11 protein-coding genes and 1 tRNA gene are annotated in these 14,391 nt (G+C 64.3%); 6 read left to right on the top strand and 6 right to left on the bottom strand.

The window, feature by feature from the left end; translation table 11 throughout:
* Window positions 1-6: 6 nt before the first annotated feature.
* Window positions 7-987 (bottom strand): KpsF/GutQ family sugar-phosphate isomerase, encoded by a 981-nt coding sequence (locus GYH29_RS04310; RefSeq protein WP_039756662.1) that lies wholly within the window; start codon window positions 985-987, stop codon window positions 7-9.
* A gap of 117 nt (window positions 988-1,104) precedes the next feature.
* Between GYH29_RS04310 and GYH29_RS04315 the strand changes: the two genes are divergently transcribed.
* A complete protein-coding gene (locus GYH29_RS04315; protein WP_161523220.1) occupies window positions 1,105-3,078 on the top strand; it encodes a cation:proton antiporter domain-containing protein in 1,974 nt (657 codons plus the stop codon).
* 226 nt (window positions 3,079-3,304) lie between these two features.
* Here GYH29_RS04315 and GYH29_RS04320 read toward each other — a convergent pair whose 3' ends face one another.
* From GYH29_RS04320 to pdxR, 4 genes are all read right to left on the bottom strand, one after another.
* Window positions 3,305-5,455: an AsmA family protein gene (locus GYH29_RS04320; protein WP_161523221.1), complete on the bottom strand. Its 2,151-nt coding sequence runs from the start codon at window positions 5,453-5,455 to the stop codon at window positions 3,305-3,307.
* A gap of 63 nt (window positions 5,456-5,518) precedes the next feature.
* Window positions 5,519-5,592 (bottom strand) — tRNA-Gly (locus GYH29_RS04325).
* Between the two features lie 124 nt (window positions 5,593-5,716).
* Entirely contained in the window at window positions 5,717-6,196 is a 480-nt protein-coding gene (locus GYH29_RS04330; protein WP_019104250.1) for an SRPBCC family protein, read from the bottom strand.
* A gap of 43 nt (window positions 6,197-6,239) precedes the next feature.
* Window positions 6,240-7,688 carry a MocR-like pyridoxine biosynthesis transcription factor PdxR gene (gene pdxR / locus GYH29_RS04335; protein WP_081574650.1) on the bottom strand — a complete coding sequence of 483 codons (1,449 nt, stop codon included), beginning with the start codon at window positions 7,686-7,688 and terminating at the stop codon, window positions 6,240-6,242.
* A 148-nt stretch (window positions 7,689-7,836) separates the two neighbouring features.
* On the opposite strand from pdxR, the gene GYH29_RS04340 reads away from it, so the two are divergent.
* Together GYH29_RS04340 and GYH29_RS04345 are read left to right on the top strand one after the other, a co-directional pair.
* Window positions 7,837-8,892: an NAD(P)H-flavin reductase gene (locus GYH29_RS04340; protein WP_052052077.1), complete on the top strand. Its 1,056-nt coding sequence runs from the start codon at window positions 7,837-7,839 to the stop codon at window positions 8,890-8,892.
* Between the two features lie 36 nt (window positions 8,893-8,928).
* Window positions 8,929-9,621 carry a M24 family metallopeptidase gene (locus tag GYH29_RS04345; protein WP_043591958.1) on the top strand — a complete coding sequence of 231 codons (693 nt, stop codon included), beginning with the start codon at window positions 8,929-8,931 and terminating at the stop codon, window positions 9,619-9,621.
* Between the two features lie 18 nt (window positions 9,622-9,639).
* Here the strand turns inward: GYH29_RS04345 and GYH29_RS04350 are convergent, their stop codons facing one another.
* Complete coding sequence (locus GYH29_RS04350) at window positions 9,640-10,119, bottom strand: nuclear transport factor 2 family protein (RefSeq protein ID WP_043591956.1); 480 nt, start codon at window positions 10,117-10,119, stop codon at window positions 9,640-9,642.
* 189 nt (window positions 10,120-10,308) lie between these two features.
* Between GYH29_RS04350 and treR the strand changes: the two genes are divergently transcribed.
* The 3 genes from treR to treC all read left to right on the top strand — a co-directional run bounded on the left by treR (window position 10,309) and on the right by treC (window position 14,350).
* Window positions 10,309-11,016 (top strand): trehalose operon repressor, encoded by a 708-nt coding sequence (gene treR / locus GYH29_RS04355; RefSeq protein WP_019104245.1) that lies wholly within the window; start codon window positions 10,309-10,311, stop codon window positions 11,014-11,016.
* A gap of 234 nt (window positions 11,017-11,250) precedes the next feature.
* Entirely contained in the window at window positions 11,251-12,681 is a 1,431-nt protein-coding gene (gene treP, locus GYH29_RS04360; RefSeq protein ID WP_043591953.1) for a PTS system trehalose-specific EIIBC component, read from the top strand.
* Between the two features lie 16 nt (window positions 12,682-12,697).
* A complete protein-coding gene (gene treC, locus GYH29_RS04365) occupies window positions 12,698-14,350 on the top strand; it encodes an alpha,alpha-phosphotrehalase (RefSeq protein WP_019104243.1) in 1,653 nt (550 codons plus the stop codon).
* Window positions 14,351-14,391: the final 41 nt, after the last annotated feature.

Here is a 14,391-nt window from a genome sequence, read left to right on the forward strand (position 1 = left end):
GGCGATTCAGATCACGCCGGCCTTGAATAGATCGTGCAGGTGCAGCGCGCCGATCAGCTTGTTGTCTTCGTCTACGACCAGCAGGCTGGTGATCTTGTTCTGTTCCATCAGGAACACCGCCTCGGTTGCCAGTTTTTTCGGGCCTATGGTGCGCGGCGAGGGGCTCATCACCTGATCTATGGTCAGATCGTATAGATTGGCGGAGCGTTCCAGGGTGCGGCGCAGGTCACCGTCGGTGTAGACGCCCAGCAGGGCGTTGTCTGCGGAGCAGACGGCCAGCATGCCCAGCCGCTTGCGCGACAATTCCAGCAAGGCGTCCTTCAGCGGCGTGCCCGGCGCCACCCGCGGCAATTCGTCGCCGCTGTGCATGATGTCGGAAACGTGAACCAGCAGCTTGCGGCCCAGGCTGCCGCCCGGATGCGATAGCGCGAAATCGCCCTGACCAAAGCCGCGCGCGTCCATCAGCGTGACCGCCAGCGCGTCGCCCAACGCCATTTGCACTGTGGTGCTGGTGGTGGGCGCCAGCCCCAGAGGACAGGCTTCCTTTTCCACACGGGCGTCCAGATGGATGTCGGCCTCCTGCGCCATGGTGGAGCTTTCGCGTCCGGTCATGCAGATCAAGCGCACGCCCTTGCGCTTCAAGGCCGGCAGCAGCGCGATGATCTCGTCGCTTTCGCCGGAGTTGGACAAAGCCAGCACGATGTCCTGAGCGGTGATCATGCCCAGGTCGCCGTGGGCGGCCTCGCCCGGATGGACGAAAAAGGCCGGCGTGCCGGTGCTGGCCAGGGTGGCGGCGATCTTGCGCGCCACGTGGCCGGACTTGCCCATGCCGGTGACCGCCAGACGGCCGGGGCTGGACAGGATCAGGTCCACGGCGGCGAGAAAGTCGCCGTTCAGGCTGCGCGACAACGCGGTGATGGCTTCGGATTCTATCTGCAGGACTTCCCGGGCCAACTGGAGCCGGGACGGAGCTTGTACTTTTTCCATAATTCGAAAGTATATCAAAGGTTATAATCGCTGAACGCAGGCTGGTGCATCTTTTGCTTGGCATGTGTTAAAAATTGCAGCCTTCCATCCCATCAGCCTCAGGAGTTCCGCCGCGCGATGCATTCGTCTCTTGCCCCTATCGTCTTGGTTTTGCTGGCCGCGGTGTTGTCGGTGACTTTGTGCCGCAGCCTGAAAGTGCCGGCCATGCTTGGCTATCTGGTGGTGGGCTTCCTGGCCGGCCCCGGCGTGATGAATTTGATTCCGCAAGGCGAGGAAACCGCCTTTCTCGGCGAGATCGGCATTGTCTTCATGATGTTTTCCATCGGCCTGGAGTTTTCCCTGCCCAAGCTGCGCGCGATGCGGCAACTGGTGTTCGGCGTCGGCTTTGGCCAGGTGGCGGTCACCATGCTGTTGGTGGGCCTGGCGGTGGGCTGGATCAGTGGCAGCCCGCTGACCGGTTTCGCCGTAGGCGGCGCGCTGGCGATGTCTTCCACCGCCATCGTCAGCAAGCTGCTCAATGAGCGGCTGGAGTTGAACCAGGCTCACGGCCAGTTGGCCATTGGCGTGCTGCTGTTCCAAGATATCGCGGTGGTGCCTTTGCTGATCCTGTTCCCGGCCTTCGCCGGCGGCAGCGATACCTTATGGATGGATCTGGGCCTGGCGGCGTTGAAGGTGGTGGTGGTGCTGGCCCTGTTGTTGTTCTTCGGCCAGCGCCTGCTGCGTCCGTGGTTCCACCTGGTGGCGCGGCAGCGCTCGGGCGAGCTGTTCATGATCAATGTGTTGCTGGTGACCTTGGGCGTGGCTTGGCTCACCGAGCTGTCCGGCCTGTCGCTGGCCTTGGGCGCCTTCGTGGCCGGCATGTTGATTTCGGAAACCGAATACCGCTATCAGGTGGAGGAGGACATCCGGCCGTTCCGAGACATCCTGTTGGGTTTCTTCTTTGTCACAGTCGGCATGAAGCTGGAGCTGACGGTGTTGTTCGAGCGTTTCGGCGAAGTGCTGCTGATGTTGGCTCTGCTGCTGCCGATCAAGGTGGCGGTGGTGTTCGGCGTGGCGCGCGGCTTCCGCCACAAGTCCAATGAGTCCATGCGGGCGGCCCTGGCCCTGGCGCAAGGCGGCGAATTCGGCTTCGTGCTGTTGGCGCTGGCCTTGAACCTGCATTTGGTGCCGGCCGGCACCGCCCAGGCGGCTATCGCCGCGATTCTGATCTCGATGCTGATTGCGCCTTTCCTGATCCTGTACGGCGACAAGATCACCCGCCGCCTGATCAAGCAGGACTGGATGTTCCAGGCGCTGGACTTGCACCATATGCTGGTGGAGAGCATGTCCAAGAACGACCATGTGGTGATCTGTGGCTACGGTCGCAGCGGCCAGGCGCTGGCGCGGCTGTTGGAGGCGGAGGACATTCCGTTCTTCGCGCTGGACATGGATCCGGAGCGGGTGCGCGAGGCCGGAGAAGCCGGCGATCCAGTGGTGTTCGGCGACGCCGGCAAGCACGAGGTGCTGGTGGCTGCCGGCCTGATGCGCGCCAAGGCGGTGGTGGTGACGTTTGCCGACACCCACGCGGCCTTGCGCATTCTGAGTTCGGTGGAGCATGCGCGGCCGGGGCTGCCGGTGATTGTGCGCACCGTGGACGACAGCGATATGGATCAGCTGCGCCACGCCGGCGCCGACGAGGTGGTGGCCGAGGTGATGGAGGGCAGCCTGATGTTGGCCTCGCAGGCGCTGCTGGTGGTCGGCGTGCCGCCGAGCCGGGTGGTGCGCCGCATCCGCGCGGTGCGCGAGGAGCGCTACGGCCTGTTCCGCGGTTTCTTCCGCGGTGTCAGCGACGAGGGCGAGGGCATGGACGAGGCTTTGGTGCCGCGGCTGCAGAGCATTCAGGTCTGCACCGGGGCGGCGGCGGTGGGCCAGCCGCTGGCTAATCTGCATCTGTGGGATTTGGGCGTGGAATTAAAGGCGATTCGCCGTCAGCGGGTGCGGCGCACCGATTTCGACGACAGTTTCGAGGTGGAGCAGGGAGACGCGCTGGTGTTGCTGGGCACGCCGGAGCAGCTGGCGCTGGCCGAGTACCGGATTCTGCAGGGGGACTAAGGTCCGACGAGAGAAAGCCGAAACGGCCCCCGCGACTCACGCTGCGGGGGCCGTTCGTGTTAATGCGGGTTCTCAGAACGTGTTTAGGATCTTGCGAGCTAGGGCGAGACAAGGTGAAAACGGCTGAGAAAGCGGAATGTACGTGTGGTACATGAGTCTTTCGAAGCGGGTTTCAACGCTCTTTATCTATCCATCCCGCCGAAGCGCAGCAGACTTTGAACAAGCTCTAAGGCAGGATGGTGGTGATCTGCTTTTGCAACTGCTGCTTCAGCGCCTGCTGTTTTTCCACTTCGGTTTTCTTGCCCTTGACCATGGCGTTGAAGTCCAGCGCGTACACCGGGGCGTTCAGCGGGCCGGTGATCTTCAACGGCACGTTGACGCCCTTGAGGCGGGCGAAGGCCAGCGGGTTGGCCTGCACGTCCATGGTGTAGTCGACAATGCTCTGCTTCAGGTCTATCTTGCCGCCGCCGCCCACATTCATCAGCTGAGAAGCCAGTTTCAGGTCCTGGCTGCGCGCCACGCCCTTGTCCAGGCGGAAGCTGCTGGACAGTGTGGAGAAGGTGGTTTTCTGGTCGTTCTGCGCGGCGCTGTTCCATTCCTTCAGCTCGGCCGGCAGGTTTTTCAGCGCGGCCACCAAGTCGATCCCTGTCAGCGCGCCGTTGTTCAGGCTCATTTGCACATTGCCGCTCAGAGTGTTGCGCAGCTGGGCGAAGGATTTGCCGTCGGCGTTGATATCTATCTTGCCGTTACCCTTGCCGTCCAGGCGGCTGAAGTTGAACAAGTCAACCAGCAGCGGGCGGATCTTCATGCCTTGCAGGGTCTGGTTCACCTTCAGCTGAGGCACGTCGCGGCGGCTGAGGCTGGCGTCGCCCTGCAAGCGGCCTTCGTAAATGTCCGCCGACATCTGGTCCAGCTCCAGTTCGCGCGGGTTGATGCGCACATTGCTGCTGATCTGCTTGATGCGGAAGCGCCCCACCGCCAGTTCGCCTATCGCCACCTTGCCGGTGAGGTCGAACAGGTCCAGCCAGTCCAGCGGGATGTCGCCAGTGTTTTGGAAGATGGCCACCGGGTCGCCCTTGCTTTCCGGCAGGTAGCGGTTGAGGTCCAGCCGGCCCACGGACACTGTTGCCTCATGGCGCGGTTTGATCAGCCCGTACTGGCTGACGGTGACCGCCAGGTCGGAACCGTCCATCTTGCCGGCGACGCGCAGATTGAAGCGCGGTTCGTCCAGGTCGCCGTCCAAAGCGCCGTCCATGGTGGAGACCAGCTTGCCGCGCGGCAGCAGCGGAGTGGTGATGGTGGAGGTCAGCGCCAGCGGCTGCATTCGCAATTGGTTCATGCCGGCCATCGACAGCGGCGCGTTGAGTTTGACGTTGACCTTGGTGGAGCCGGCCTGCCAGTTGAAGTCGCCGTGCAGCTTGTCGGCGTACAGGCCTGCCTCGTTGAGCTTGAGGTTTTCCAGCGCGGCTTCCAGCTGGTACTGGCTGCGCGCGTAACTGAGCTTGGCGCTCAGTTGGCCGGAGGGCATGGTGAGCTCGTCGAAACTGGCGTTGATTTGAGGCAGCGCCAGGTGGACTTCGCTGCTGGGCCGCTCGCTGCTGAAGGCGAGCGCCACATTGCTGCCGGTGGCTTGCAAGGTGGCGAAGTTGAGCTTGTACTGGCCGCTGACGGTGAGCTTGCTTTCGCCCAGGCCGGGCACTTGGGTCATCGCCACCGCGTCCAGCGCTTCCAGGCTGACCTGATCGTCCTGGATGGACAACGGGGTGTTGACCGCCAGCCGCACCGGGCGCGAGCCCTGTTCCAGGATGGCGCCGGCGCTGAGGCTGGCACCGCCTCGCAGATCCTCGGCGTCCAGGCTGATGCTGGCGACGCGGCTGTCGGTATGGGTCATTTGGTCGGACAGCACCAGAGTGCCTTCGCGTATTTTCAGCGTGTCCAGCTTGATGGAGAAGCTGCTCTGGCTATGGCGTTGAAACAGATCGGCGATGGATAGGCGGCCGTCTTCGCCGCGGCTGATATTGGCGCTGGGGCCGTACAGCGCCACTGAGCTGACTTCGCGGTTGCCGAACAGCAGCGGCCACCAGGCCAGGCCGACGCGTAGTTCTTCCACTCGGGCGAAGGGCGTTTGCTGGCCCGGCTCGGAGACGGAGAGCTTTTCAATCTGGATGCCGGGGGCGGGAAACAATACGGGGGTGACACGGCCTTCGATGCTGATGACGCGGCCGGTATCTTGCAGGGCGTGGGACAGGGTGCCGCGCACTTGGGCTTCATCGAACTGCCAATAGATCAGCGATTGCACCAGCACGACGACCGCGACCAAGGCGGTGAGGCTGTAAACAGTGATGCGAAGCCACAGCCGGCCGGAGTTCAATTTCATGGGTGGATGCTCGGATGGGCCATGCCAGCGGTTTGATCTAGGTTACGGGTTGGGGAATCGGACTGGAGCGGGTGAAGGGAATCGAACCCTCGTCGTAAGCTTGGGAAGCTTCTGCTCTACCATTGAGCTACACCCGCGCGTTTTCGGCTAGAGCGCCCGAATGTAGCGTTTTTTGTCTGTTTTGGCAAGGCGCGCGGCGGCCCCACAGGGGGCTGGCGACAGCGATTGGAGCTAAGCGATTGATAAAAAAAGAATACGTGCTCAATGCTCTGCGCGCAGTCCGGCCAGCAAGGCTTCCAATTGATCGGTGGCCTGGCCCCAGCCGCTGGCGAAGCCCATCGCCTCGTGTTCACGCAAGTCGGCCTCGGTCCAATGCAAAACGTCGGCGCGGTAATGGGTCTTGCCGTCGAGGGGCTCGAATTCCAAGGTCACGGTCATGAAGGGCTTGGCCGACGGCAGCCAGGCTTCGGTATAGGCGTCGGTGAAGACCAGGCGGCGTCCCGGCTTCACTTCCAGATAGACGCCGCGATTGGGGAAGTCCTGTCCTTCCGGGCTGCGCATTACCACGAGGCTGGAGCCGCCGGGCCGGACGTCCAGTTCGGCCGAGGCCACGGTCCACGGACGCGGGGTGAACCATTGGCATAGCAGTCGGGCTTCGGTCCAGGCGCGGTAAACCAGTTCCGGCGGGGCGTCGATCAGGCGTTCCAGCGTGAGCCGGTAAGGGCCATTGGCGTGGTTCATGGCGGATCTTTCAGGCGGGGTATCGGCTCAGATTAGTTCTTCGTCATGACGACTGCAATCCCGCCGCTGGAATTTGCCGGCGCAGCGCCTGAGCCAGACGAGCGACGCCTTGTTCCAGTTGCGCCGGTTCCAGCGCGCCAAAGCCCAGACGCAGCGCGGGGATGTCGCGGCCGTCGCTGCCAAAGGCGCCGCCGGGCAGGAAACGCACGCCGGCGCTCCGCGCGTCCGCGCTTAGCCGCGGCATGTCCACCCAGGACGGCAGCCGCAGCCACAGCGCCAGCCCGCCTTCCGGTAGCTCGTATTCGGCCAGGCCGGCCAGGTGGCTGTCTATCGCGTCGGCCAGCGCCTGGCGGCGCGCGCGGTAGACGCGCAGCGCGCGGCGGAGATGACGCTTCAGCTCGCCGCTATGCATCAATTCCGTCACCGCCAGCTCGGTGACGGCGTTTCCCTGGCGGTCTATCAGCATGATGTCGGCGGCGAAACGCTGGATGAGGGCGGGGTCGGCCACCAAGTAGCCTACGCGCAGGCCAGGCGCCAGCACTTTGGACAGGGAGCCCACGTAGACGATGCGTTCGGCGGCGTCCAGGCTGGCCATGGGCAGCACCGGGCTGTGGCTGAAATGGAATTCGTGGTCGTAGTCGTCTTCGATGATGGCGAAACCGTAGCGCCGCGACAGGGCGAGCAGTTGCAGTCGGCGTTCTGCCGGCATCATCAGAGTGGTTGGGTACTGGTGGTGCGGGGTCAGGTAGATGGCCTTGACTGCTTGAGTCCGGCATAGCCGTTCCAGCGCGTCCGGCCGCATGCCGGCGGCGTCTTGCTCCACGTCCAGCGGTTGCGCGCCCAGAGAGCGAAAGGCTTCGCGCGCCGGCGGATAGCTGAGCGCGTCCAGTCCCACCGCGTCGCCGGGCCGCAGCAGCGCGCGGCCGGCCAGATAAATGCCCATTTGGCTGCCGCGCACCACGCAGATGCGCTCGGCGTCGGCGTTGAGGCCGCGCTCCATGTCCAGCATTTCCGCCAAGGCCTGGCGCAAGGGCAGTTCGCCGCGCGGGTCGCCGTAGGCCAGCCGCCCGGCGCGGGCCGTGGCGATCAGCGCGCGGCGGTAGGCGCGGCCTAGCACGTCGAAGGGAATCAGCCGTGAATCCGGCACCCCGTCGCCAAAGTCGATGTCGTCGTGCGCGGGGACGCTTGCGGGCGTCCGCGCGGCGGCCGGCGCGGACCGCGGCGACAGCAGCGGCAGGCTGGGCGCGACGAAGGTGCCGCGCCGGCCCTGGGTCAGCAGCCAGCCTTGCGCCGCCAGTTCCTCATAGGCCAGCACCGCGGTCTTGCGGTTGACGCCTAGCTGCGCGGCCAACTCGCGGCTGCCCGGCAGCGGCGCGCCCGGCCGCAGCCGGCCGCGTTGGATGTCGGCGCTGATCTGCTGGGCGATTTGCAGATGCACCGGCAGCCCGCCGTCTCTATCCAGGCGGAGTTGCAAATCCCATTTTCGCAGCATGCGCGGCCACCTTCCCTAATGTGCTTATTTTGGTTCTGGACCATCAATCTTATCAAAACTGGATGTTTTTGCTGGTCCAAAGGCGGCCTAAAGTCTAGTCGTTCATCTGCGCCGCCGACGCGGCGCGCGAGATATCAAGGAGTGGCAAATGAGGGAACAGGAAGACAGCGGCGCGCGCGGCTACCGGCTGGCGGCAATGGAGCGCTTGGGACGCGATGTCTGCCGATTGCGGTTGGAGTGCGTTGACGCGGCGCCGCTGTGTTTTCGCAGCGGGCAGTTCGTTTCGGTGACGGCTCCGGGCGGGCTGACGCGCAGTTATTCGATGGCGGCGGCTCCGCGAGCCGATGGCGATATCGAGCTGCATGTGAGGCTACAGCCGGGCGGCGCTTTTTCCGAGTGGTTGCGCCGGCAAGCGCGGCCGGGAGACACGCTATGGCTGGAGGGGCCATACGGCGATTGCGTGTGGCGGGAGGACTCCGGCGCCGAGCGGTCGTTGATGTTGGCGACCGGCACCGGCATCGCGCCGCTGCGGGCGATGTTGCAGCAGGGGCTGGGAGTGCCCGGAACGCGACCCGTGACCTTGTATTGGGGCGGCCGCAACGCGGACGACCTGTATTTGCTTGAGGAGATGCGGGCGTGGGAGCGCGAGCGTCCGGGCTTTCGTTTCGAGCCGGTGCTGTCCGAGGCCGGGCCGGGCTGGCATGGACGGCGCGGCTTCGTCCAGCAGGCGGCGGCGGAGGATTACCTCTGTTTGCGCGTTGCCGAGGCCTACGCCTGCGGGGCGCCGGCAATGGTGGACGCGGCGCGTCAGTTGTTGTCGCGGGAGTGCGGCCTGCCGGAGGAGCACTTCCTGGCCGACGCGTTTCAGCCGGCGGTTTCAGCCGCGCCAGCCTTGGAAGCGATGGCTTTAAGCGTGCGCGTCGCGGACGGCGGGGAGCGGCGGCTGGAGGTGGCCGCTTCCGGCAGCCTGATGAAGGCGCTGGCCGCCGCCGGGCTGATGCGCGGCGTTTGCGGCGGGCAGGCCGCCTGCGGCACTTGCCTGGTTCGCGTCGAGCGGGACTGGCTGCCGCGTTTGCCGGCGATGGAGCGTGCGGAGCGGCGGCTGTTGGCGGCGCTGGAAGCCGGCGACGGCCACAGCCGGTTGGCCTGCCAGATCGCCTTGCATCCGCGTTTGCAGGGTCTGAGCGTTGTCATTCCAGGGTAGGCGGCCGCCTGCCCGTATTTAGCAAAGGAGCATGAAATGGAAGCAAATATTCGGCAATCGGCTTTGGAAGGCGTGGGGCCGGCTTTTGACCCGAGGCAATTGATGGCGGTGCGCGATAAAACCCGACAGGCGATTGTGCTGATCGCCGCGGCGATGCAACCCGGAATGCTGGAGGAGGACGCGGTGGAACAGGCCAAGGACATCCTGGCCGAGCGCGGCATGCTGCGCGGCTGGCACGACGTCTACGTGCGCTTTGGCCGCAACACGCTGAAGACTTTCGGCGCGGCCTCCGATCCCGGCGTGCGTCTGGGCGACGACGATATTTTCTTCATCGACATCGGCCCGGTGTGGAAACAGTGGGAGGGCGACGGTGGCGACAGCTTCGTCACCGGCGCCGATCCGGAGATGGCGCGCTGCGCCGCCGACGCCCGCGCCATCTTCCACGAGGTGAGGCGCAAATGGGCGAGCGAGGGCTGTAGCGGGCGCGAGCTGTACCGCTTCGCCGAGGACTGCGCCACCGCCCGCGGCTGGGAACTGAACCTGGACCTATCCGGCCATCGGCTGGCGGATTTCCCGCACGCGGCCATTCACGAGGGGCCGCTGGCGGAGGTGGACTTCACGCCGGCGCGCATGCTGTGGGTGTTGGAAATCCACATCCGCCATCCGTCCCGGCCCTTCGGCGCTTTCTTCGAGGACATGTTGTTGGAAGATGCCTGCTTCGCGGAGTGAGGGCTGCCTAGGTCTTGTTTACAAGCCCAGCTCGCTCAGGCCGGGATGATCGTCCGGCCTGCGTCCCAGCGGCCAGTGGAACAGGCGCTCGTCCTCGCGGATGGCTAGATCGTTGATGCAGGCGTAACGACGCCGCATCAGGCCGTCGGCGGCGAACTCCCAGTTTTCGTTGCCGTAGGAACGGAACCACTGGCCGGCCTCGTTCCGCCATTCGTAGGCGAAGCGCACCGCGATGCGCTCGCCGTCGTGGGCCCATAGTTCCTTGATCAGCCGGTATTCATGTTCGCGCCGCCATTTGCCGGCGAGGAAGTCGACGATCTGCGCGCGGCCGTGCGGGAATTCGGCGCGGTTGCGCCACTGGCTGTCTTCGGTATAGGCCTGAGCCACTTGTTCCGGGTTGCGGCTGTTCCAGCCGTCTTCGGCCAGGCGGACTTTGAGGACGGCGCCGGCGCGGTCGAAAGGTGGCAGCGGCGGACGAAGGGTATCGGACGGGGACATTTTGTTCTCCATGGGGATGCGTGAAGGAGGGGCCAGTGTGCGCCGCAGCAGCAGCGGGCGGAATAGCCGCCGCGAGCAATGCACTATTGCGCATGGCGCAAGAGCGTCCGGACCGGACTGGCGCGCCGCTCGCGCTTGAGGCAGACTGCCGGACTGGGGCGCTCCGCCAGATCTTGCCGAATCCATGCCGTGAACAAATACAGCCAAATCTTTTCCGACATCGTCGCCGACATCGACAACCAGCGTTACCAGCAAGGCGACCGCATTCCTTCCGAAACCGAACTGATGCAGGGCTACGAGGCCAGCCGCGGCACCGTGCGCAAAGCGGTGGACATGCTGCAGGAGCGCGGTTATGTGCAGAAAATCCACGGCAAGGGCGTGTTTGTACTGCGCTCCGGCAATATCGAATTCCAGCTCAGCGGCATCGTCAGCTTCAAGGAGGCGCACCAGCACCTGGGCCGCCGCGTCAGTTCCCGGGTGGCGGAGATGGAGACGGTGCCGGCGGATGCGCAACTGGCCAAGCTGCTGGACGTGCGCGAGAAAACCCCGCTGCTCAAGATCAAGCGGGTGCGCAATATCGACAATGAAAACGTGATCCTGGACATCAACTATTTCGTCGCCAGCCTGGTGCCGGGGCTGGACCGTGAAGCCGCCGCCGGCTCCATCTACGAGTTCATCGAACAGCGGCTGGGCCTGAACATCAGCTACGCCCGCCGGGTGATAGAGGCGCAGGCCTGCAACGACGACGACCGCCGCTACCTGGACCTGAACGGCATGGACCACGTGATCGTGGTCAAGAACCACACCCATCTCTACGACGGCCGGCAGTTCGAATACACCGAATCCCGCCATCGGCTGGACAAATTCTTCTTCTCCGACGTCGCCCGCCGTAAATAGCGGCCCGGCGGCGCTCGCCGTCATTCCTTGATCTGAAGCGATTTATGGCGCCTGTTGCGTTAGCGCACCGGCGCGTTTGATTTTGCGCAAACTCGTCTATACGAGTATTGACACAACTCGTCTGTACCAGTTAGCGTGCCATCAGCATCGGCGGCGCTTGCCAATACCGCCGCCAGGTTTGATAACGGGCTAGACGGCGCAGACCGGCAGGCCGAGAGATACAGGGACCCTCAGATGAGCCACGATTACCAGAAGATCGCCGCGCGGATACTCGAAGCGGTGGGCGGCCGCGACAACCTGCAACAGGCCGCGCACTGCATTACCCGGCTGCGCTTGTCCTTGAAGGACGAAAGCCGGGTGGACCAGGAGGCGCTGCGCCAGGTGGAGTTGATCAAGGGTCAGTTCAGCCACGGCGGCGTGTTCCAGATAGTGATCGGTTCCGGCGACGTGGACCGGGTCTACCAGCCCTTGATCGAGCTGGCGGCGCTGCAACGCGCTACGGTGGCCGAGGTCAAGTCCAGCGGCGATCAGAAGCAGGGTCGTTTGCAGCAGCTGGTCAAAGTGTTCTCCGATGTGTTCATGCCCATCCTGCCCGCCATCATCGTGGCCGGCCTGCTGATGGGGCTGAACAATCTGCTGGGCGCCAAGGGCATGTTCATCGACGGCAAGAGCCTGCTGGACGCCTACCCGGGCCTGGACGGGGTGTGGGGGCTGATCAACATGATGGCCAACACCTCCTTTGTGTTCCTGCCGGCGCTGGTGGGCTGGTCCGCTGCCAAGCGCTTTGGCGGCAGCGAGGTGCTGGGCATCGTGCTGGGCCTGCTGCTGGTGCATCCGGATCTGCTCAACGCCTGGAACTACGGCAAGGCCGCCGCCGGGCTGGATGGCGCGGCGCTGCCGTATTTCGATGTGCTGGGCTGGTTCCGTATCGAGAAAGTGGGTTATCAAGGCCAGATTCTGCCCATCTTGGCCGCCACCTGGGTGATGTGTAAGGTGGAGCTGTGGCTGCGGCCGCGGGTGCCCAATTCCATCCAGTTGCTGGTGGTGCCCATCGTCACCATCGTGGTGAGCGGCGTGCTGGCGCTGGCGGTGATTGGTCCGGTGGCGCGCCACCTGGGCATCGCCATTACCGATGCGCTGGTTTATGTGTTCAACCTGGCGCCGCTGCTGGGCGCGATGTTGTTCGGCGCCTTGTACGCGCCGCTGGTGTTGACCGGCATGCACCATATGTTCATCGCGGTGGATTTGCAGCTGATCGCCAATCAGGGCGGCACCTTCATCTGGCCGATGATCGCCTTGTCCAATATCGCCCAAGGCAGCGCCGCGCTGGCGATGTTCTGGCTGGCGCGCGCCAGCAATGAGAAGAGCATGGCGTCCACCTCGGCGATTTCCGCCTTCTTCGGCATCACCGAGCCGGCGATGTTCGGCGTCAACCTGCGCTACAAGCTGCCGTTCTACGCGGCGCTTGTCGGCTCGGCGCTGGCGGCCGCCACCATCACCCTCAGCCACGTGCGCGCTTCGGCGATCGGCGTCGGCGGCTTGCCGGCCTTCATCTCCATCATCCCGCAGCAGATTCCGATGTTCATGGTGGGCATGGTGGTGGCTCTGGTGGCGCCGTTCGCTCTGACCTGGGTATTGGCGCGCCGCCAGTTGCCGCAGTCCTGATACGAAAGCCGTTCCGATGAAGAAGAATCTGAAATCCGCGGTGGTGTACCAGATCTACCCCAAGAGCTTTTACAGCCACCACGGAGCGGCCACCGGCGATTTGCTGGGCGTGGCGGACAAGCTGGATTACCTGGCCTGGCTGGGGGTGGATTATATATGGCTGACGCCGTTCTATCGTTCGCCGCAGCGCGACAACGGCTACGACGTCAGCGATTACTACGCGATCGATCCGGCTTACGGCAGCATGGCCGATTTCGAGCTATTGCTGGCCGAGGCCCGGCTGCGCGGCATCGGGGTGATGCTGGACATCGTGGTCAACCATACCTCCACCGATCACCCCTGGTTCCGTCAGGCGTTGCAGGGTAGGGACAATCCCTATCGAGACTTCTATATCTGGCGGGACAGGCCCAACAACTGGCGCTCCAAGTTCGGCGGTTCCGCCTGGGAGCGGGACGAGGCTAGCGGTCAGTATTATCTGCACCTGTTCGACAAAACGCAGGCGGACCTGAACTGGGACAACCCGGCGGTGCGGCGCGCGGTGTTCGACATGATGAATTTCTGGGCGGACAAGGGCGTGTCCGGCTTCCGGCTGGATGTGATCAATCTGATCTCCAAGGATCCGGCTTTCTCCGAGGACGACAGCGACGGCCGCCATTTCTACACCGACGGCCCGCGAGTGCATGAATACCTGCAGCAGATGCACCGCGAAGTGTTCGCCGGCCGGGATTTGATGACAGTGGGCGAGATGTCGTCCACCTCGCTGGAGCATTGCGTCGCCTATTCGCACCCCGAGCGGCGCGAACTGTCGATGACCTTCAACTTTCACCACTTGAAAGTGGATTATCCGGACGGCGAGAAGTGGCGGGCCGCGCCCTTCGACTTCATCGCGCTCAAGCGCATTCTGTCTGACTGGCAGCGCGGCATGCACGAGGGCGGCGGCTGGAACGCTCTGTTCTGGTGCAACCACGACCAGCCGCGAGTGGTGTCGCGCTTCGGCGACGCCGGCCGCTACCGCGTGGAGTCCGCCAAGATGCTGGCGTCCACGCTGCACGGCCTGCAAGGCACGCCCTACATCTATCAGGGCGAGGAAATCGGTATGGCCAACCCCGGTTTCTCCGACATCGAAGACTACAGAGATGTGGAAACCCACAATGCTTATCGCCAGTTGCTGGCTAGCGGCCTGGACCGCGAGCAGGCGATGGCGGCGATCAGGCAGAAGTCGCGCGACAACTCACGTACGCCGATGCAATGGGACGACAGCCGTTTCGCCGGCTTTTCGCGGCGTGAACCGTGGATAGGGCTGGCGCCGGACGCGGCGACGGTGAACGTCGCCGCCGCGCGTCGCGATCCGGACTCGGTGCTGCAGCACTACCGGCGCTTGATCGCGCTGCGCAAGCAATACCCGATCTTCAGCGACGGCGATTACCGCTGCCTGACGCCGGAGGATCCGGCGCTGTGGGTCTACGCGCGGACCGGCGAGCGCGAGAAGCTGCTGATCATCAGCAATTTCAGCGCCGAGGAGCGAGATTACTCGCCGCCTGCCGACTACCTGAGTCCGGACCATGCCTGGCAGTTGCTGTGCGCCAATTACGCCGACGCGGCGGCTCATCCCGCCCGGGCGCGGCTGCGGCCTTACGAATCGTTGATCTACCGCGCCGTTCTGAACTGAGCCTCAGAATTTTCGAGGAGTTAATCCTCTGCGAGCTGCCG

This window comes from Chromobacterium haemolyticum, from assembly GCF_009936155.1.
GTDB lineage: Bacteria > Pseudomonadota > Gammaproteobacteria > Burkholderiales > Chromobacteriaceae > Chromobacterium > Chromobacterium haemolyticum.